This window comes from Chitinophaga pinensis DSM 2588, from assembly GCF_000024005.1.
Lineage (GTDB): Bacteria > Bacteroidota > Bacteroidia > Chitinophagales > Chitinophagaceae > Chitinophaga > Chitinophaga pinensis.
Window position 1 is genome coordinate 7,596,717 of record NC_013132.1, and the last position, 18,671, is coordinate 7,615,387.

Annotated in this window: 25 protein-coding genes; 9 read left to right on the forward strand and 16 right to left on the reverse strand. The window is 42.4% G+C overall.

Annotated elements, in window-relative coordinates; translation table 11 throughout:
- Nucleotides 1-474 precede the first annotated feature (474 nt).
- A complete protein-coding gene (locus tag CPIN_RS29645; protein ID WP_012793571.1) occupies nucleotides 475-1,452 on the forward strand; it encodes a hypothetical protein in 978 nt (325 codons plus the stop codon).
- A gap of 274 nt (nucleotides 1,453-1,726) precedes the next feature.
- Here CPIN_RS29645 and CPIN_RS29650 read toward each other — a convergent pair whose 3' ends face one another.
- The 5 genes from CPIN_RS29650 to CPIN_RS39095 form a co-directional block, all read right to left on the reverse strand.
- Nucleotides 1,727-1,936, reverse strand: a complete 210-nt coding sequence (locus CPIN_RS29650; protein ID WP_012793572.1) for a hypothetical protein — start codon at nucleotides 1,934-1,936, stop codon at nucleotides 1,727-1,729.
- Between the two features lie 226 nt (nucleotides 1,937-2,162).
- The gene (locus CPIN_RS29655) at nucleotides 2,163-2,402 is read right to left on the reverse strand and encodes a hypothetical protein (protein ID WP_012793573.1); all 240 of its coding nucleotides are present in this window, start codon (nucleotides 2,400-2,402) and stop codon (nucleotides 2,163-2,165) included.
- Between the two features lie 5 nt (nucleotides 2,403-2,407).
- Nucleotides 2,408-3,391: a hypothetical protein gene (locus CPIN_RS29660; RefSeq protein WP_012793574.1), complete on the reverse strand. Its 984-nt coding sequence runs from the start codon at nucleotides 3,389-3,391 to the stop codon at nucleotides 2,408-2,410.
- Between the two features lie 132 nt (nucleotides 3,392-3,523).
- Nucleotides 3,524-3,895, reverse strand: coding sequence for a hypothetical protein (locus CPIN_RS29665; protein WP_044219998.1), 372 nt, complete (start codon nucleotides 3,893-3,895; stop codon nucleotides 3,524-3,526).
- Between the two features lie 35 nt (nucleotides 3,896-3,930).
- The gene (locus CPIN_RS39095; protein WP_187294707.1) at nucleotides 3,931-4,068 is read right to left on the reverse strand and encodes a hypothetical protein; all 138 of its coding nucleotides are present in this window, start codon (nucleotides 4,066-4,068) and stop codon (nucleotides 3,931-3,933) included.
- Nucleotides 4,069-4,234: 166 nt separating this feature from the next.
- Between CPIN_RS39095 and CPIN_RS29670 the strand changes: the two genes are divergently transcribed.
- Nucleotides 4,235-5,101: a DUF6263 family protein gene (locus tag CPIN_RS29670; protein WP_012793577.1), complete on the forward strand. Its 867-nt coding sequence runs from the start codon at nucleotides 4,235-4,237 to the stop codon at nucleotides 5,099-5,101.
- A 125-nt stretch (nucleotides 5,102-5,226) separates the two neighbouring features.
- On the opposite strand, the gene CPIN_RS29675 is transcribed toward CPIN_RS29670, so the two are convergent.
- From CPIN_RS29675 to CPIN_RS29700, 6 genes are all read right to left on the reverse strand, one after another.
- Complete coding sequence (locus CPIN_RS29675; protein WP_012793578.1) at nucleotides 5,227-6,018, reverse strand: SDR family oxidoreductase; 792 nt, start codon at nucleotides 6,016-6,018, stop codon at nucleotides 5,227-5,229.
- Between the two features lie 172 nt (nucleotides 6,019-6,190).
- A complete protein-coding gene (locus CPIN_RS29680; protein WP_012793579.1) occupies nucleotides 6,191-7,027 on the reverse strand; it encodes an AraC family transcriptional regulator in 837 nt (278 codons plus the stop codon).
- Nucleotides 7,028-7,099: 72 nt separating this feature from the next.
- A complete protein-coding gene (locus CPIN_RS29685) occupies nucleotides 7,100-7,543 on the reverse strand; it encodes an SRPBCC family protein (RefSeq protein WP_012793580.1) in 444 nt (147 codons plus the stop codon).
- Between the two features lie 332 nt (nucleotides 7,544-7,875).
- Nucleotides 7,876-8,235, reverse strand: coding sequence for a DUF4260 domain-containing protein (locus CPIN_RS29690; protein WP_012793581.1), 360 nt, complete (start codon nucleotides 8,233-8,235; stop codon nucleotides 7,876-7,878).
- A gap of 82 nt (nucleotides 8,236-8,317) precedes the next feature.
- The gene (locus CPIN_RS29695) at nucleotides 8,318-8,908 is read right to left on the reverse strand and encodes a Crp/Fnr family transcriptional regulator (protein ID WP_012793582.1); all 591 of its coding nucleotides are present in this window, start codon (nucleotides 8,906-8,908) and stop codon (nucleotides 8,318-8,320) included.
- Between the two features lie 29 nt (nucleotides 8,909-8,937).
- Complete coding sequence (locus CPIN_RS29700) at nucleotides 8,938-10,131, reverse strand: winged helix-turn-helix domain-containing protein (RefSeq protein WP_012793583.1); 1,194 nt, start codon at nucleotides 10,129-10,131, stop codon at nucleotides 8,938-8,940.
- Between the two features lie 160 nt (nucleotides 10,132-10,291).
- Between CPIN_RS29700 and CPIN_RS29705 the strand changes: the two genes are divergently transcribed.
- The 3 genes from CPIN_RS29705 to CPIN_RS29715 are packed head-to-tail and all read left to right on the forward strand — an operon-like array spanning nucleotide 10,292 to nucleotide 11,720.
- Nucleotides 10,292-10,903, forward strand: coding sequence for a hypothetical protein (locus CPIN_RS29705; protein ID WP_012793584.1), 612 nt, complete (start codon nucleotides 10,292-10,294; stop codon nucleotides 10,901-10,903).
- A gap of 5 nt (nucleotides 10,904-10,908) precedes the next feature.
- Nucleotides 10,909-11,211, forward strand: coding sequence for a hypothetical protein (locus tag CPIN_RS29710; protein ID WP_012793585.1), 303 nt, complete (start codon nucleotides 10,909-10,911; stop codon nucleotides 11,209-11,211).
- The gene (locus tag CPIN_RS29715; protein ID WP_012793586.1) at nucleotides 11,208-11,720 is read left to right on the forward strand and encodes a hypothetical protein; all 513 of its coding nucleotides are present in this window, start codon (nucleotides 11,208-11,210) and stop codon (nucleotides 11,718-11,720) included. The genes CPIN_RS29710 and CPIN_RS29715 overlap by 4 nt, the downstream gene beginning before the upstream one ends.
- A gap of 77 nt (nucleotides 11,721-11,797) precedes the next feature.
- On the opposite strand, the gene CPIN_RS29720 is transcribed toward CPIN_RS29715, so the two are convergent.
- The 4 genes from CPIN_RS29720 to rluF form a co-directional block, all read right to left on the reverse strand.
- Nucleotides 11,798-12,976: a hypothetical protein gene (locus CPIN_RS29720; RefSeq protein WP_044220002.1), complete on the reverse strand. Its 1,179-nt coding sequence runs from the start codon at nucleotides 12,974-12,976 to the stop codon at nucleotides 11,798-11,800.
- Nucleotides 12,913-14,004, reverse strand: a complete 1,092-nt coding sequence (locus tag CPIN_RS29725) for a hypothetical protein (protein ID WP_012793588.1) — start codon at nucleotides 14,002-14,004, stop codon at nucleotides 12,913-12,915. The genes CPIN_RS29720 and CPIN_RS29725 overlap by 64 nt, the downstream gene beginning before the upstream one ends.
- Before the next feature lie 237 nt (nucleotides 14,005-14,241).
- Nucleotides 14,242-14,775, reverse strand: a complete 534-nt coding sequence (locus CPIN_RS29730; protein ID WP_012793589.1) for a DUF1877 family protein — start codon at nucleotides 14,773-14,775, stop codon at nucleotides 14,242-14,244.
- Between the two features lie 48 nt (nucleotides 14,776-14,823).
- Complete coding sequence (gene rluF, locus CPIN_RS29735) at nucleotides 14,824-15,993, reverse strand: 23S rRNA pseudouridine(2604) synthase RluF (protein ID WP_012793590.1); 1,170 nt, start codon at nucleotides 15,991-15,993, stop codon at nucleotides 14,824-14,826.
- Between the two features lie 334 nt (nucleotides 15,994-16,327).
- On the opposite strand from rluF, the gene CPIN_RS29740 reads away from it, so the two are divergent.
- The gene (locus tag CPIN_RS29740) at nucleotides 16,328-16,564 is read left to right on the forward strand and encodes a VF530 family protein (RefSeq protein WP_012793591.1); all 237 of its coding nucleotides are present in this window, start codon (nucleotides 16,328-16,330) and stop codon (nucleotides 16,562-16,564) included.
- Nucleotides 16,565-16,574: 10 nt separating this feature from the next.
- Here the strand turns inward: CPIN_RS29740 and CPIN_RS29745 are convergent, their stop codons facing one another.
- On the reverse strand, nucleotides 16,575-17,069 hold the full coding sequence (locus CPIN_RS29745) for a hypothetical protein (RefSeq protein WP_012793592.1): 495 nt from the start codon (nucleotides 17,067-17,069) through the stop codon (nucleotides 16,575-16,577).
- 347 nt (nucleotides 17,070-17,416) lie between these two features.
- Here CPIN_RS29745 and CPIN_RS29750 point away from each other — a divergent pair, with 347 nt between their 5' ends.
- The 3 genes from CPIN_RS29750 to CPIN_RS29760 all read left to right on the forward strand — a co-directional run bounded on the left by CPIN_RS29750 (nucleotide 17,417) and on the right by CPIN_RS29760 (nucleotide 18,666).
- A complete protein-coding gene (locus tag CPIN_RS29750; protein WP_012793593.1) occupies nucleotides 17,417-17,683 on the forward strand; it encodes a hypothetical protein in 267 nt (88 codons plus the stop codon).
- A 140-nt stretch (nucleotides 17,684-17,823) separates the two neighbouring features.
- Nucleotides 17,824-18,129 (forward strand): hypothetical protein, encoded by a 306-nt coding sequence (locus CPIN_RS29755; protein WP_012793594.1) that lies wholly within the window; start codon nucleotides 17,824-17,826, stop codon nucleotides 18,127-18,129.
- A 153-nt stretch (nucleotides 18,130-18,282) separates the two neighbouring features.
- Nucleotides 18,283-18,666 (forward strand): Imm10 family immunity protein, encoded by a 384-nt coding sequence (locus CPIN_RS29760; RefSeq protein WP_012793595.1) that lies wholly within the window; start codon nucleotides 18,283-18,285, stop codon nucleotides 18,664-18,666.
- Nucleotides 18,667-18,671 lie beyond the last annotated feature (5 nt).

Consider the following 18,671-nt stretch of genomic DNA (forward strand, 5'->3'; position numbering starts at 1 on the left):
AAAAGAATAATAAAGGGCTGGTTCAAAAGAACCAGCCCTTTATTATTCCTACAAAACAATCTTCTCTGAGCAAACATTATTATGCAAGTCGCGCAGCCCCCTTCACTCTTCCAATTAATAAGTGGAAAAAATATTTATTCTTATACCGTGTCGCACCATTATTATATCGATTCGCGCCTCACATCCACCTCAGACTTACGAGATACTTCTCTCCCTGAAGGTAAATCGGGATGTCAGACTTATTAACATTCATATTGAATGAAATTATACGATTTATGAAATCAATCCAAAATTACAGGATTTATACAGCATTGATAATCTTCATAAGCTCATTTCACGTATCCTCTAATACTGAATATTAAAAAAACAAACACCATAATAACTATTAAGTTCCTAATCCAGAAACAACAATATCTATTCATTTTGATACATAATCAAATCTTTATACATTTGCACCTCCTAAATATAATATCTATGAAATTTGTTAAACTCGGATCTGTGCTGTTGATAATGTCATGTATCACACTGCTAACTGCCTGTAAGAAAGATGATAAACCTTCACCAGGCCAAACCAACCCTCCAGGAGAAACACCGGACGATACCACACCTAAAGTTAATTTACTGACTAAAGTGCAGTATTTCAAACCGCTTAGTGACACCGCCGCCAATCCTGAAAAAGCTCCTCTGTATCTTGACTCGCTTATTTATAATGAGAAAAAAGAGTTGGTAAAAATAATAGAAGGCTCCTTTAGTAATCCCAGTCGTATTGATACATTTATCTATAACGACGCCGGAAAACTGTCTACCGTATTACTGGGCATAAATAATCCGGAACCCACATTCTCCTTCAATCTGCAATATATCAACAACCGCCTGGACAGCATTATCATCATTGAACATGTATCAATGATGGGTACCGGCAGAAATCAATTGAAAGTAACTTATGATACCAATGATAAAGTCGCATCAGTGACATCATCATTTGGTAGTTTACATCCCTCGCTCCTTTTTATTCATACGGTAAAATATACAAGAGAGAGTTCAGGAAGCGTAAAATCAATCGCGCTGCAATTGGAGTATAAAGAGGGAGGAACAAATATAACACGTCGGACAATCACCCCTTCAACAGATGTTTCTCCTGCTAATGCATCATTGAATGCAATGCCTGAAGGATATCGCTTATTGATGGCTCAGAGAGAAGATATGACGCTGTGCCCTATGATTGGCGGACAAGCATTATTTAACTTCCTCTCTCCTGACGACAAGATGTTCGGTAATGGAACAATCCGTGCTGATTACATCACTAATATTGAATCTTCCGAAGATTTCACTTATACCTCTCCGGCAGTATTCAACACAGACAACACCATAAGAACCTTTCAATATATTGAGTCTGGCTCACGTGGCGTTAACGAAGTGTACGGCATAAGATTTCATTACAACAAACAATAATCATAATATAGTCACTCAATACGAGACATCTCAGCTTAGTTAAACATCGTTTACAATGAGAACTGAATTGGGACTATACACTATACTAAAAAGCGGGCCTATGCATATGTATAGGCCCGCTTTTTAGCTATTAGATAGAGCGCTAAATGTACACTGCCGTAAGGTCAAAAGAAATACATAAATGCACTAATACGACCATTAATCCGGCGCATAAACATCCCTTGCCACAATACACTTATTGCGACAATAATTTATAAAAAGCCCTATTCATCTATTAGTGATGAGTCTGCGGGTGTAACAACTTGAAAAGCTCCTGCTGAAGATCTTCGTTCTTTAATTTATTCAATTGCTCTGTTTCAATCTCATAAAAGCCTGTCTTCTTACCTAAGGTTCCAATAACGAAGGAATGTCCGGCTTGCGCGGGTTCGCCGGTTTGGGGGTGCTTCTTTGAAAGCGTTACAACAACATCTTTGAATTTTGACATACTATAAATATAACATAAAATCTAATATCCCGATTGATTTACAACGTTTTATTTACGTCCAAACTATCCTATTATCAGGAACACAACTTATCATCCACATATCCGACTTTCATTCATCTGATGTCCACCCATAATCATGAACAACTGATTCCCAAAAGACTATAAAAGCAAACGCCGGGAGATGTGATACCTCCGGCGCCTGCCTGTTTAATGCCTGATAGCCGCTCTATTTTGCCAGCTGTCTAAGCTGATATACATCATGAGGCAACCCATAATCGTCAAAAACCTCTTTACGGTTAATGAAACCAGGATCTTGCGCCACAGCCTCCGCTGCTGCCAGCAATGCTTTCTTTCTTATAGGCGTTATGTTCTCTAATGCAGTTTTCTCTTTAAACAATACAGCGAATATCGTCCGGAGATAAGTGAGCTGTTGCTGCCAGTTCAGCGTGGGCAAGGTAGCAATCATTGGCTCTACATTGTTTCCAATGTTTCCGGACGGGATTTACGCAATACGATCAGTATGTATTCCTCTATATCGTAGATACCTCCAATGAAAAGAATCATATTAACATAATCCTCTTCAATATCTTCATGATTTGTCAGTACTTGCAGCAACTCCGACAACCAGGCATCTGCTGCTTCTTTCCTTTTCAGCGATGTCAGTTGCACTGCCATCACAAAGCGGACAAAGGCATTCGTCTCAGTAGTGAAAGCCTTAGCGAAAGTATTGATCAGCTTATCGCTCTCCTGTCTGACGGCATAAAAATCAGATAATGAATAAACAGCGTATCCCCTTCTTTCGCTGGTATGCGTAGTATTTTGCCATTCCGTCATCAGGAATTGCTCCGTTGCCGTACTGCCGGTATATGCCAGGATATACTTTGCCATACGGGCAGTATCCGAAACTTCACTCACTGCCATCTGCAACAGACGGGCTTCTAGTGACTTAATGGTATGAATCAGTTCTTCATAGAGATCTTCATCCTCGCTGATATAGGTCAGATCCAGTACATCATATAAATGTCTGTACAGCCTCATCTGCACTGCCGGTAAGTGATCATAATGCGGCACCATGCGCGCCAGTATAACCGATACCTTGTAAGTAGATTCGTACACACTTCCCTGGTGCTCTATCTCCATCCAGATAATCCTCGCGCCCATATCTGCCATCGCCTGATCTTCGGAGAGCAACCCTTTAATACCAAGCGGTAGCTTTTGGCCGCCTCCCATGGCTGTCCGTATCGTTTCCCAGTCTATTTTATCCAGTTCGGTCTGCAGATAGGCGGGTACTTCCTGCTCCTCCAATCGCTGCATAATATTAAACTGGTTGTAGTAACGGTTGAATTTTGCTACAATAATATCCCAGTCAGTATTGTTTGTCTTTGCCTTATAGTCTGCCGATACAGCCATAAATGCATTCCACTTTGTCAGTTTGTAACGTTCATTATCATCCATTGTAACTGATATCTGCCGCTGCTCCTTCCCTGCCACCGATATAGCTTCCCTCCATCATATTCATGATTTTCAATGACCGCACCGGCTGTACTATACTGTCTCGTCGTAAGCAGGTTGCCATCCAGGTTCCATTCAAAAATATTCGCCGATAAAACCAGGTATACGAACATCAACGTTGCCCATTACCCAATAAGGAGCTGCAAACTGGTTTCTTACAAAATGAGCACGCACAGGCACATTGGCCGGTTTTGCAGGCAGTGGATCTCCATCAGAACTAACAGGATTATGTTCTCTGTCAAAATATCGTTGCGCCTCGTAAATTGCTTCTTCTATATAGTCAAATTCTGCTATCCATACGTTAGCAGCTTTGTCCGCACCACCAGGAGGAAATGGTTCGATAGTAGGGTGATCGCTTTTTATCATACGAACAGTACCCAGGAATTTCGATCCCCCGTACCAGTTGCTTTCTTCTGCCAGTGTACCATCGGGGTGAAAACGTTGCACATGGTATGGCGGAGTACCATCACCATATTCAATTGTTACCCAAGATATCCTTGCTCATGCCATTTTCGCCAGAGGCCGGTTCTTTGGTCTTTTTCATTTGTTTCTCCGAGGAGCCATTCTTTGTCCTGTTCATTATAAAATGCTCCTTCGGGAATGTGTGCGGGTTTTTCCATTTTATTTGAGGTGATGGTTTTAACGCCGCCAATATATTAAATTTCAAACTACATTATAATATAAAAGCTATAATAATCCCCTTTCAATAAGGATTCCCACCCATCTACATAGCTTAACAGAGATTTTATTAAAAATTCTTCATCTTTGGGAAAATCCAATTTATAAATGAATCACTATCGATTGCTCTTGTTATTACTCCTTGGTAACATTACCCAGCTCGTATCTGCTCAGAATAAAGTTTTGCTTAAAATTTCAATGGATCCCGGCAAGACCTACAAAACCCAGATGACGACCATCATGGATATGGAAATGACAGTTAAAGGCGATTCTGCTATCATCAACCAGTTAAATGCCAGTGGTATGCAACTCCCTATTGTGATGCATATGAAACAACAGTTCGCGAACACAACAAAGACTGGTCAGCAACGGGCAGATAAAAAAACGCCGCTGACAATGACGTTTGATCAGATGAGCATGAGCCAGTCTGTTAGCGGACAAGAAACTGTTCAAAACGAAAACCCTTTCGCAGATGCTGTCATTGAAGGAACCACCAACGGGGATGGAAAAATCTCCATTGACACCATCAAAGGAGAACTGGACGACGCCTTGAAAATGTCCCTCCGACAGATGGTGAATAACCTGCAGCAAAGTATTAAATTTCCTACGGAAGAGCTGAAAATCGGCGATTCATTCGATATGGAAGTACCCATGAACCTTCCGATTCCGCAGGCGGAAATGAAAATGATGCTCGTTACAAAGTATACACTGAAAGAAATTAAAGATCGTAAAGCGATCTTTGATCTGAAACAGAACATTACCATGGACATGAGTATGGTGCAGAACGATAATAAAGGAAATGGCGCTGGCACTGGTGCTGGTACTGGTAACGGTACCATGATATTCGATATCAATAAAAAAATTGCAGAACAATCTGACTCCAACATTCAGTTCCAGTTTGAATTTGACGTATCCGGTCTGACCATGAGTGCAACCTGCAACGGTAAAACAACCGTGAAATGTACCGTTGAATAAGCAATTAAGTCTGCAACCTTTATAACCCGATATCAAAATAAAACCTGCTCTATGAGCAGGTTTTATTTTGATGCACATAGCATCTCCCTCCAGAAAAGCCACTGTTCTATAAGTATATTATCTGACTAAACATTTCCATAGCTGTTAGACTGTCCGCCGTCAATTGCGATAGTCTGACCATTTACATAACTACAATCCTCACTGAGCAGGAATACCACCAACTTACCCACTTCCTCCGGCAAACCAAGTCTTTTAGTAGGATTCGCCTGTGCATATTCAGCCTCCGCTTTCTTCGGATCTGCCGGATTTACCTGCTTAAATGCCTCTGCTACCATTGGTGTCAGAATAGCTCCCGGGGCAATTGCGTTCGTCAGTATCCCGTATCTGCCATATTCCAGTGATGCATTTTTAGTAACACCAGCCACTGCGTGTTTGGTTGCCACATAAGCCGTCTGATTCATTACGCCCCTTATACCGCCTACAGAAGCAACATTCACGATCCTTCCATATCCCTGTTGCTGCATCACGGGAATCACATACCTGAGGCCATAATACACACCCATCAGGTTAATATCGACCACTTTTCTGAATACATCCAGGTCGTACTCAATCAATGGCGCCTGTCTGCCTTCAATACCTGCATTATTATAAAATCCGTCAATCGTACCAAACGCATTCACGGTCTCATCTACATACCTTTTCACCGCTGCCTCATCAGAAACATCTGCAACCAGTGTGATGATTTTTGTATCCGGGTACTGTTCCAGGATCACAGTTTTCGCTTTCTCCAGCGATTCCCCGTTATAATCCACAAGAGATAATTTTGCTCCATTCTTAGCTGCCTCTAATGCTGCTGCATAACCAAGACCCATAGCCGCACCTGTAATAACAATTGCCTTATCTTTTAAACGTCCCATCTATCTATGTTTTAATGTGTGAAACAAAAGCCGTCAGACGGCTAACAGATAAGCCATTCCCCGTTCCCGGAGAACCGCTCCCCATAGATCTAAGTTCCCGGAAAAGTGGCGGTAAATGCAGCACAATCTGTACATGCATTAGCACAATCTGAACATTATTAGTTGGCTGTAATTACACACGAAAACGAAGGCTCTCCTTTTCCCTGAATTCTTCTGGTGTGATCCCTGTATGCTTTTTGAAGAATCGTGCGAAATAAGACTGGTCGGCAAAACCAAGTTGATAGGCAATTTCCTTGATAGGTAAGTTACCATGAAACAATTCACGTTTTGCTTCAATAAGCAAAAGCTGATATAACAACTGACTGATGGTCATCCCCGTTTTTTCCCGTAGAATCTCATTGATCCGTTTTGGAGTTAACCCAATCTGCTGCGCATAAAAACTGGCAGACCTTTCTTCTGTATAATGCGTTTCCAACAGTTGAAACAATTGAATAATGCGGCTGTCTTCGCCTGCCGGCAGGGATAACTGATGACTGGCGAAACGATACAGCTGCCACAAAAAGGCGGTTGTATATTTCAGCAACAGCTTAAGCTCATTATGCCCTTTATTCTCCAGGACTATCAGATTAAACAGATTCACTAAGGCCTCGTGCATCTGATCCGGAATGAGGATCCCCTCATTCGAAAAGGGCAGGAACAGTTGTCGGAGAAATGGCTCTTCTATCCGATGAAAGAACGATGCAGCAAAAACAATTGTCTTCGCCTTGGGTAACACTTCAGATGGGATAGAATGCACCTGGTTCCGCCCTATCAGATAAACCGTATTTTCCCTGATAGGATAAGATTCAAAATCAATAAAATGAACACCACTGTCCTCAGTGAACCAGACAATCGCATAAAAGTCAATCCGGTGACTGGGCCAGTGTTCTCCAAATGCGGTACGCTGATCAGATGCCAGAAATGGCAATGCCGGTAAAGTATGCAAAGGAATATTACGGGAATTCTTCATTGATGGCCATGTTCGCCTCCTAAGGTACATTAAGCCCTCGACAAATGGGGCGTCATCAACATAAAACCCTCCTTATTGTAACACTTCCGTCAGCTTATCCAGCATCTTGCCCCACGCAGCTTTGGATTGTGCTGCAAAATCCTCCCATTTGCGGGACATTTCATGGGTTAGCGTAAGTTCACATCCGTCAATGATGGAAGCTATCTCTATTATAACCTCTGACGTATCAGATCCTTCCTCCTCTATCTGCCAGGTGAATACCAGACGCCGCGGATATGCGATCTCTACATATTTACCGATATGATTGATTAATTCGCCCTGCCGGCGAACAAGATAAGAGAAACTTCCTCCCTCCCATGGCTCATTGCTCAGACTGACAATCTCTTCATCGCGCAACTGAGGACCAAACATAAACTTCCCCACCATTTCCGTACTGAGGAATGCATCAAAAACGCGTTCAGGCGATACAGAAAACAAAGCGGTAGCAACAGCCTGTACTGGTAATCTGGTAGTCATAAACCTTATTTTTTGACATAGTAACAATAAGGAGAACGCACTAATTTAAATATTTGTTTTTGAAAGGAGTCGCATAATTAATTGCTTCATTTTCGTTGAGTTCGCTCTGCTAGCAGTGCTTCATTCCCAACATCGCCGTTATAGAAGCAAAAAAGCCAGCGATAATATCCCTGGCCTTTTTGTCATGATTTATCTATATTCCTTATTTTTCAGAATATAATGGTATTCATACTTTCTGTGAAACAGCCGGACACTATTAAACTGTATGCTTTTGATATAGATAGATGCTTTCATATGTCCCCTTGAATGAACGGTGCCTGATGTGCGGCTTTTTACTTTTGTCCCAAGATGCCAAGATGGGTAAATTTAAATCCTTCTGACCTTTTCAAACCATAACCGAACAATCTATCCAGACTGCTGTGTCCCAATAATATAAGCCCTACCATTTCCACATATGGCTGCTGGATGAATAGTCCGATTCCCCATACGATAACCGCCACAAGTTGATGATGAAAGAGATTATAAACAAATGCACCGACCTTATTATTGACAACATATCCGATCATCCCCATATCCGGCGCTAAAAATAGCAATATCCAGGCCCACCAGGCAAAATGCACAGGTAGCAGATTAAGTAAGACAACTGACAGTATAAAAGGAACGATTGCTTCTGCTTGTAAGAGATATTTCATAGTGTTCTATATTTTGATAGCACAAAGATCGAACACCGGTCAACTTACAAACGTTAACAAAAGATAATAAAAACAGGCCCAACTATTTTTTTATGACACGCTTACGGATACGACTCAGACTCACCGGTGTGATACCGAGATAGTTAGCAATATAATGTTGGGGAATCCGCTCGACGATCTTTTGTTTATTACTCTCTAACAACTCCAGATAGCGCTCTTCAGGACTCAGAATGAGTAATCCTGCCATCCGTTCTTCCAATCCGATGGCCAGGTACTCCGCAACAAGCCTCCCAAACCGCTCCCACTTGGGAGATTGCTCATAAAGGGATTGCAGATGTTTATAGGAAAAAGCGAGCAGCCGGCTATCTGTCAGTGCCTCGATGGTCAACCTGGACGGTGTAGCGGTTATAGCACTGATATAAGAACTGACAAAGTGATGCTCAAAGTAGAAGTAGGTTGTTTTCTCCTCACCGTCACGGATATAATAATGCCGCATATTGCCCTCCAGCACGATTCCGAAATCCTGTTCCCTTTGTCCTTCGTCAATCCATTTCTCCCCTCTTTCCAATGAGCGGTATCGGATATGTGGTGTCAGTAATGCCCATTCTTCATCCGTTATTTTTAAGAAGCGTTGTATTGCGTTTCTTAAAACATCTAGGTCTTTTGCTTCCATTATGTGCAGAAAATTATACAATTATCCACCTATTCAGATAACCCTTTACGGATTGCCTGCAAATAAGTTTTCTTATTAGACTTACTGAATGTGATCGTCCGGCATTTATTGAACTGAACAAATGCTTTTAATGCCTGGACCAGTTTCTCAATTACGCTTTTATCAAGATTAACAGCTTCAAAATGAAGATTGTGTACGATCAGTTCCTTTTGCTTACGATCCGCCTTGGCATCCATCCTGGCTATAAAGGTCTCCCCGGCAAGTATAGGTAGTGAAAAATAACCATACAGGCGCTTGGGTGCTGGCACAAAACATTCAATCTGGTAATCAAAATTGAAGAAGTCTTTTAAACGATTACGGAAAACATTTAACACATCAAACGGAGAAAGGATAAATACTTCATTGGATAACTCTATATTCGTTTTCTGACCGGGCAGCATATAGAACGGCCCTTTAAGACCTTCCACCGTCACACTTTTCAATTCGTCAGCCTTCGCCATCTTCTCAAGCTCCTTTTTAACCAGATTTCCTTTCACACGGCGGGCACGCCAGGCTATTTCCCTGGCGGATGAAATACCAAGCGCTCCCAGGGTACGCCGGATAACGAAACGGGCATATTCTTCATCGGTGGGTACACTTATATCTGTCTCCTGTGGCACCAGGTTAAGCGGCAGGTCATAGACTTTCTGAAAGGCTTTCGTCCGACTGATCATCAGACTCCCGTTAAAATATAACCTTTCAAGCGCCACCTTTGCAGGGCGCCAGTCCCACCAGCCAGAACTCGCTTCCAGGCGATCATTTTCAAAGTCTCCTACCTTAACAGGCCCATCACGCTCTACCTGATCGATAATCTGTTTCATCAGCTTTTGCTCAGCCTGGGTAAACGGTTTACTCTGCGCTTTAAAAGCCTCCTTTACGGGCAGTGAAAACCGGAAGTCATGCATAGGCAGAAAACCGGCGTCTGATGTCATATATTCAAAAACACGGCCGTCTTCACAAAGATCTGATAACCACTCCAGCTGATAATCAGGGATACGCGCCGCCATTACATGATGATGGGCACGCTCCACGACAAAGTTCGTATCCAGTTGTACGAACCCTAAATGATCAATTACTTTAAAAACAGCCTCAGCCCCAGTCCCGAACTGTGCTTTCCGGGCAAGACCGGCGGCTTCAAGAATGATCTTTCGCGCCTGTTGTTTTGTAAGAACAATAGATTCCATTATACTAAAATAAACAGTATTTGCATTACAAGATAATCAACAATCTGCCACAGACACACTATATAACGATACTGAGTCCTGTCAACCTACCTCCTCCCATCCTCTCCTTATACCTATCTGACATTTGGCCGGAAAAAACTTTCATTCTACTTTCGCAAATATGAGTTACTATATACGCATTCTCGGGACGGAAAATCCGGATATTCATTTAGATGACATTTTAGAAGCACTGGATCAGGACGGGCTTAACGCTCAACTGGATGCGCTTAAAAATGAGAAGCCCGAAAAATGGACGCATATCGAATTAAAGAACGAAGATAATAAACGCTTAGCCGTCATTGAAAGAGATGCGGTCACAGCAGAAGGGATGGGCAAAGAAGAACTGGATGAATTCAGGGCAAGTATCCTTGATTTTCAGCCAGCCAGCGCCGCCAAATGGCTGAATGACTTCTTTGACCGTGTACAGGTTATTTATGCCTTCAGATTATTACCGATGGCTATGGAAGATGATAATTACGATATTATCACCACTGTCCAGACTTGCATATGGGAAAAAGTAAAGGGCATTTTACAGGCTGACGAAGAAGGATTTACCAACGAAGAAGGCTATCATATTTTATGGCAGTTCCCTGATGACGCTGATGGTGAATGGAACTGTGCGGTATTAAATGCCGATGGTAAATGGGAGAACTTCTCCATGGACCTGGCTAACAAAGAGCAACAGAAAGCTTTTAAACAAGGTCAGGTTCCTGCAGGGGCCCAAAAGCGCTAAGTTAGATGAAAGCCGTAATTGTAAAGATTGAACGTACCTGTTCTGCCTTCCCTACGCAATATGAAGGCACACTGGATAATGGTAAAATGTTCTACTTTCGGTTTAGATGGGGAGAACTTTGCATCTCTGAATCTATCAGCCCTACAGAAGATATAGATGATGCAATTATCGGTACAGTCGTTTTAGAAATTCAAACTGATGACGATTGGAATGGCGTAATGTCACCTGAACAGGTAGTATCCTACCTGTCCCCGATTTATCAGCTTTCCGCAGAGATCAGGAACGAAATATTTAATCCCATAATATGAACGAAGAACAATACGGCATCGACATTGAAAATGCACATAAAAAAGCAATAGCACTCATTCCTGAAGATTTCTTCTGGAGCAACTTTGACGAATGCGCACCGTTCGGATCAGACGAAGGTGATACCGCATTAGCAGAATACCGTGACTGGCGCTTGGAAAACCCCAGTACGCCTACCATAGAATGTCTGAAATGGGTAATAGAAAGTATAGGAGAAATACAACTGGAAGATTATAACGAGCAACTGCTGGATCGCGAAAAAATAAAAGCAGGCATCCTGGATAAGGATTTCGATGACGATTACTATTTCTATACGTTAGACGTTTCAGTTATTGCCACGGGATTCGCTCAACTGGTAGATGAAGGCACTATTGCAGCAGAAAACAAACCAGTTATTCAGGTTGCAATTGATCGTCAGATCATCTGGGCAGAGCTTATCGAAAACAGGGAACATGCTGACAGATATATCGCCAACCTGAATGTGCTTAGCAGAGTACTGAAAGCAGCCTAAAATGGCTTTCAATACTCAAAGTTTCATTGAAAAATTGATCCGCTTAGGATTATAGATATCAGGAGTAGTTCTGACACCTATATTCCTAAGCGGACTTCATATGATGACAACACCTCATGATGGACAGTAATAAACGCCGGATCCTTCTCCCCCAATTCAGTCAATGCCCGTAATGCATGACCAATCACAGGTATCACCTCCATCATTTCAAAATACCCTGGTGTAAATAATGTCGAACAGATCGCTCCCATCAATGCCTGCTGATGTGTCAACGCACATGATGGCAACGCCATGATCAAGGACCTGATATGCTTTGCCAATGCAGTTCCATTCGTATTATATAGTAAATCTATCAGATATTGAGGTGCACCATTCTCCCCTATGAAAGGTTGCATATCTTCAAGCGCAGCGATGATTTTACCCTCACTGCCCAAAATATCCATGATATAAGTCACCCAGCTATCCTGTGCATTATCATCTGCGTTTCTAACCAGGTTGATTGCAATTATCGCCTGTAGCAAAACATCCGTCTCTAGTTGAAATGCAGACGCCAGATAAGTATCCATTTCATTCAGCTCGTCTGCTAATTCATACCACCTGCCCAAACAAAATAGCGCATAAGCCCTTCGCTCTCTCGCATGATTTATATCCTGCCATTCACGCCGTAATAAAGTAGCGGTTTCCGGCAGGTTTTTACCGACATGTATCAGTATATATTGAGCCTGACTTGCAGTTAGGCGGTCTTCGACGCCAGCCCGTTGATATAGCCGGGGAATTAAAAATGCCATGGAAGATACCATGTCCTCATATCCATCCCTGCGAATATTCGGCTGTATCATTATCTCATATAAAAAACCGAATAAACGTTCCGTTACAACTGGCTTATCTATGCAATACGGCAGCATACGTGCTATTATTGTTGCCGTTGTATAGGTCGCTTCAAAAACATCTTCCTGATACACGATCTTCCACCAGATCCGCGTCGCAGCTGCAGCAGCGATTTCATCATCTCCGGATAATAATCCGTTTATTTCCGCAGGCAATTCTTCTCCTTGTCTATTGGATGTTTCAATATGATCCCAGTCAATATTATCCAGTTCCTTTTGCAGATAGTCTGGTACAGGCAATGATTTTATACTGTTTACTATAAGATGCTGCTCATATTCCCCGCGGAAGTTCAGGATAATCGCATCTAAGTAAGCGGCAATAGTTGGATGTTCCGGATCAGACGTCCATGTGGGTATAAATAATTCCATCTTTCTTCCTCATTAACAAACGCTTCTTTTTCCAGTCGCATCGTCAATAAGCATGCTCCCGCCTCATCATACATGAACCAGTTGCCGGTACCATCGTTATTGGAAATGTAGTCTATCAGTGTAACGCCATCAGGATAAAAATACTTCACGCTAACCGGCACCTGTTTTGCATCATCTGGTATACGAACGATCTCATAGACCAGTATGTTATTGTAATATCTTCGGGTAATGAAGTTGGCTATATATTGCTGGCGGACAGAATAAAGCAGCGTTTCTCCTGTATCATAAAACAACTGTCTGTAGTCATTCTTGTTGTACGCATAATGTCTGCTCTGGCGGACCACCAGCGGTTCAATATCCTGATAATATTCATAGCTGATCTTTTCAGGTACAACAGCTGCCGTGAATAGCTCCTCCGGCATACCAGTATACTGATCATAGTGCCTTTTCAACAGCAAATTACCCTCCATGTCCCACTCGGCATATTCACCGATATACCTGTTCTTCCAGGGATCAAATTCACTCATTACCCAATGTGACAGGAGCTGCTTTGAACCATCTGCATCCACGAAATAAGCACGGGTAGGAACAGATAAAGGACGTGCAGGTAAAGGAGCGCCTTTTTCACTGACAGGCTGATGTTCCCTGTCAAAATAACGCCGGGCATTATATGCAGTTCCTTCTGCTGCATAATCATATTCTATACTCCATACCCCCGCATTTTCATAGCCACCAGGAAAATATTCGGGGGTAACATGCTCACTTTTAATCCAGCGATAACAACCTATCCATTTGTTTTCGCCACACCAATACCCTTGCTGCGCAAGTGTACCATCAGGATGAAAGCGCTTGTTTAAAAAAGGAGGAGTACCATCACCATAGTCGGTCGTTCCACAGCGATGCCCATCTGTATGCCAGGCTACCCATATACCGGTTTTATCTCCCTGATCATTTTGCACTCCCAGCATCCATTCTTTCCATGCTGTATTCCAGATGGCAGCGGAAGGAATATCTTTATGTTTTTCCATCGAATACTATTGGACTGTATACACAACTTATGAATAAAATATAAAATTCTCTAATATTCGCTAAAACAGTCATAATGATAGCATAGAAAAAGCAGGGTATGCAACAAACAGGAAACCCGCACTATGGAGTGGGCCAAAAGCCAGATGCTTCTGATCACACCGTAGTGCGGGTTTACCGTTTCATATATCTTCTGCTGCTGTTTGCTGAAATAGCCTGTTTGCCGGAGTAGCGGACAACTATCTTACCAAAGACAAAACATAATCATTGTCCGCATTCGCTGCTGCTATAAAACTCTTCAGGTCAGTAAATTCCCTTGCCAGATGCTCACGGGTAAATGCTCTGTCCTCCTCACCTTCCTCGATCCAGACATTATCAGGGTAAATACGGTTTTCGTTCAGTTCGTTTGCGTCGTACAGCTTATGAAACTGTTCAATCGATATATTACTTAATACAGCGTGCATATCCGCAACATCATCTGTATCGTTATAATAGATAGCAGTACTTTCAAAGTCAATATCATCTGACAACATCTCCAGTTCATCCAGATCAATCTCCTTACCTATATACGTTTCAGGATAAAATATCTGCTCCAGCAAAGAAACAGCGTCTTCATCCTGCTCCTTAGATAAAACAAATTTCAATCCTTCAAAAGTTTGCGGAAAAACAATATTTTCTTTGGAGATATCCAGTATAACAGTTCCTTCCGGATTTGCCTTCATTACCTCAAAACTCTCCTGCGATATACGATATAACGTTATGCTCTGACTCATACTACAAATTTTGGGGAGCAAAACTACGGAAAAAATCTTTTGATACTTTTACCGCCTTCCTCTCCTACCGTCCTTTTTTTCTTTTCCTTTACCTGTATTATTTGCTGCGCCAGCCGGCTTTCCCCTACGGGACGTCGTAGATTTTTGTGCAGGATGCTCCTTTTTCCAGGATTTCTCTGTCGCTTTGCCAGTTTGAGGTTTACTATCTTTATCTGCAGGTTTATGCTTATGCGTCGAAGACTTATTTTTAGGCGTAAAAGCAGGTTCCTGCTGTTCCCTGTGCTTAGCTGGCGCTGCTGCACGATTATGACCCGCAGAAGGCTTATTTTTGGGCATAAAAGCAGGTTCCTGCTCTTCTCTGTGCTTAGCTGGTGCTGCTACACGCTTATGACCCGTAGCGGGCTTATTCTTCGGTGTAGAACCAGTTCTGAGATGCTCCTTCTCCTCAACAGGTTTCGCTGTCTTCCTACGTGCTCCAGATGGTTTACTTTCACCACTAACCTTCGTGGAATCTGCCACACTTTCCTTTATAAATGCGATTTCAGCCTCACTGAGATAGCGCCATTTACCCAGGGGCAGTTTGTCGAGCCGTACATTCATAATACGCACACGCTGCAAACCAACTACCGTATAGCCAAGGTATTCACACATGCGCCTGATCTGCCGGTTAAGCCCCTGCGTCAGGGTGATACGAAAGGTCTGACGCCCCGTCATCTGCACCTTACAAGGGAGGGTCCGGGTATCCAGAATAGGTACTCCCTGCGACATCTGATGCAAAAAGTTAGTATCGATAGGTTTGTTCACCCTTACGACATATTCTTTCTCATGATTGTTAGCAGCCCTTAGTATCTTATTGATGATATCACCATCGTTAGTAAGGAAAATCAGTCCTTCAGAGTCCTTATCGAGACGACCGATCGGGAATATTCGCTGTGGATAATTCACAAAACTGATAATATTATCCTTGATGTGCAATTCTGTGGTCGTAGTGATACCAGGCGGCTTGTTGAGCGCCAGGTATACCCGTTTCTCTTTTTTGGCAGCAGTGATAAGGCTGCCATCTACCTCTACAGTGTCTCCCGGCTTGTAACGGTTACCCAAAGCAGCCGGCCGGTCATTCAATAATACCCGTCCTGAGGTGATGAGATTGTCTGCCTCACGACGTGAACAATATCCGGTATCACTGATAAACTTGTTTAAACTGATTGATTGGTCCAATGATCTCTTATTTTAAAATGGCGGGCGACTGCCTTCCGGGCACAAAGGTCGTTAATTGAAGGGAAAAAAGCGCCTTACCAGATCCCTTTCTCTGACAATGGACCACAGCAGGAAAACAAGACCCGAAAGCCAGTTTAATTATGCTGATCAAGATATTGCACATAATATTTAGTAACAATACATCAATCTCTCCAAATAACCGGCTGATTACAAATAAGATTTGGTGCTTAAAAGGACAGTCCCGGGGGGAGCAAAATGGGAAAAACCACGCTATCCGATAAGACACAGCCTCTTTGTATTATGTACTGTATCTTTGCCCCGGAAACAACAGCATATGGAAACGGGGAATAAATCAAAAGATCCTTTACACGGAATAACGCTTGAAAAAATCATCACACAACTCGTAGACAGCTACGGATGGGATGAACTGGGATATCAGATCCGGATCAATTGCTTTATCAGCAATCCTTCTATACAATCCAGCTTAAAATTTCTGCGGAAGACACCCTGGGCAAGAACAAAGGTGGAAGACTTCTATAAAAACGCCCTGCAGGAGGGGAAACTAAAATAATCTGTACGGATCAGTCCCGTAACCATTTATTCATCTGAGGGTACAAACTGGCATCAGCAGCAGCCATACCTACACTCTTCAACATTAACATGCCAATATATTCGTTCTTGTCACAACTCTCCATGATACTGGCACTACCACCTCTATAGCCGTCTTTGTGGAAAACAAAGGCCGGATCTATGTCAAGATGCATACAGGCAGCGTAAGACCAGGCAATAGCCATTACTTCTTCCGCTTCCCTGTCTTTTCTCTTAATGATCCCTCCTTCTGATAAACGCCCACGATCCGCAGCTGAGACAACCGCTATATGGCCGGCCTCATGCAGAATATCCCCGGGATACTGCAAAGCTTCCTTATCAATTACCAGTGTACCATTTTCAATCAGAAACCCTGGTAAGAAGCTATCGTGGCTGATACTCCGAAAGAAAGTCGGAATACCAACATGATTGAGAAAGGCGACACATTTATCAAAAATGACCGTTTTTTCCTGTTCGTTATATGCCATAGCGGTGAAAGGTACGAATACAAAAGCACAACACCCGTCTAAAACGGGAAAATGTACAAATGACAATATATCCGTTATACCTGCTTTTTATACGTTGCAACGTCATTTACCCCGTCAGACCAGCGGGAATTAAATTAGGTAGGCGAAATAATAATCCATACCTTTAAGAAGATCAAATGTTTGAGTTTCATCATTACTGGTAAACACATTTCCTTTATAGCCTTCTTTTACCACCTACGTTATTTCAATCGAACATTGCTCAAATTTAATTTTCACGAGATCGATATTTCATATATCTAATCCGAGTCCTTACTATTTTCCTTTTCCTGTCATTAAAAGTTTAAACTATGACCATAAGTGATATATACGCAAGGTTATATAGCAGAGCCTATTATGAGAAAACCGGACAACATAAATTCAGGTTTTCAGACAAAGCGCTCCTGCTGGACCGTCGTGCCACTATTCCTATCGCAATCCATATGCTGGATGGCGTCTTCTATCTCCAGGTTTCAAAACAAATAGCGAATGAGAGCCTGTTCCGCCTGGAAATGACAGAAGAGGAAATCATGCTGTATAGCACCAATGGCGACAGTCCGTTGTGGATCCTTGAATAACACGCTTATCCGCTAAAACAAACATTCCCCAATAATATCATACCCACTTATGTTATTATAACATACAGATCCCCAACGACTTTTAAAATGGCCTGGACCATTTAAGACAATGCTTCTTCTAATTAATAAAATGTATACTAATGCTCAGTCACACTGAAAATCTCCTGAACACTTTTGATGAAACGGCACACCTGTTTGCCAACTCCATCTACACTGAGTTCATCTTCTCCATTAAAGACGTGGACAGACTAAAAAATGAAAACACTTTCCAACTGTGGACAAGAAAATATACAGGTAAGCTAAAGCAACTTCTGGAAGGACAGGCAATGGAATATATCTCGACAAACAGAGACCTGGCAACGATTGACTGGTTCCACAAAAAACTGGTCAACATGATCCGGCTGCATCTCCAGGAGTTTTCATACCGGGCACAGTATGTGTCCTAATGATATACTCCCGGCTATCTGCTAATATACATCTTCAATAAACTGCACTTATCAAACGTCTGCTCACTAAACATACAGCTCCCTTAACTACAATTAGTTACCTTTGCCTATTGCAGGGCGAACGCATATCGCCCTTCTCAACAAACGTAAACCATGAATACGATCAGCTTTAAGGCAACAGTAGCTTCCGCGGAAAAAAATGAACAAGATCAGTTCTTTATGATAGGACTGGCTGACGATGAATACGATTTCGAAAATTATATCCTGCTTCAGCAATCATTCTCCTTCAGTGAACAGGATAAGCAAACAGGTATGGATGGACACTATTTCGAGATAAACGGACAGGAAAATGCGGCCTACAAGGTTTGCACACAGGTCATCTTAGAAAAGGATGCGATCACCTTCGTTTTGGATACAAACATAACAGGAGACCTGGAAAAAGTAGTGGTAGACATTTCCGAAGTCGAAGCAGAAGAAGGGTTTAACGAATACCTGCAGGCAATAATGGGAGATCGCCTGGTAGATAACACGCATTAGTTATC